The sequence below is a fragment of the Listeria fleischmannii subsp. fleischmannii LU2006-1 genome (assembly GCF_000344175.1).
Lineage (GTDB): Bacteria > Bacillota > Bacilli > Lactobacillales > Listeriaceae > Listeria > Listeria fleischmannii.
On the sequence record NZ_ALWW01000098.1, the window covers coordinates 1 to 553 of the forward strand.

Here is a 553-nt window from a genome sequence, read left to right on the forward strand (position 1 = left end):
TTATGAAGTGGTTAGTGCCTAAATTTAAGAAATAAGTTCAAAAATAATCTAAGTAAAATAACTACAAGGAACCAATTTTCTTGTAGTTATTTTGTTTTGAATAAATGTATTTTTTGGAGGTTAATATGAAAGAAAAAAAGAAGTGTCAGTATGGTGGAATTGTTCTACGATTTAATTTTTGTCTACGCAATAAGTCAAATGTCAGAGGTATTATTGGTAGCATTTGAAGATCAAGGTTTATATTTAGATGCCATCATCAAGTATTGTATAGTTGTATTAAGCTTTTGGAGTGTTTGGACCTATCAAACAGTTTATAACAATCGTTTTTTTAAAGGTAGTGTCATAAATTATATATTTATCTTATTAAATATGTTTATTGTGATGGTTCTCTCTCAATCCATTAACTTTCATTTCCAAGAAACTTTTTTTCCTTTTGTGCTATGTACAACTTTATTGTATTCCATCGTTCTTTTGGAATATTGCATAACATTTTATTCTAGTAATTCTGCATTAGAAAAAAAAAGTTTTATCATTTCTTTTTATTATTATTTAA

At 25.7% G+C, this 553-nt stretch carries 1 protein-coding gene; it reads left to right on the forward strand.

Features of this window, described 5'->3' with window-relative positions:
• Nucleotides 1–198: 198 nt before the first annotated feature.
• A partial coding sequence (locus LFLEISCH_RS14425; RefSeq protein ID WP_241432928.1) for a low temperature requirement protein A occupies nucleotides 199–553 on the forward strand: 355 nt, incomplete at its 3' end.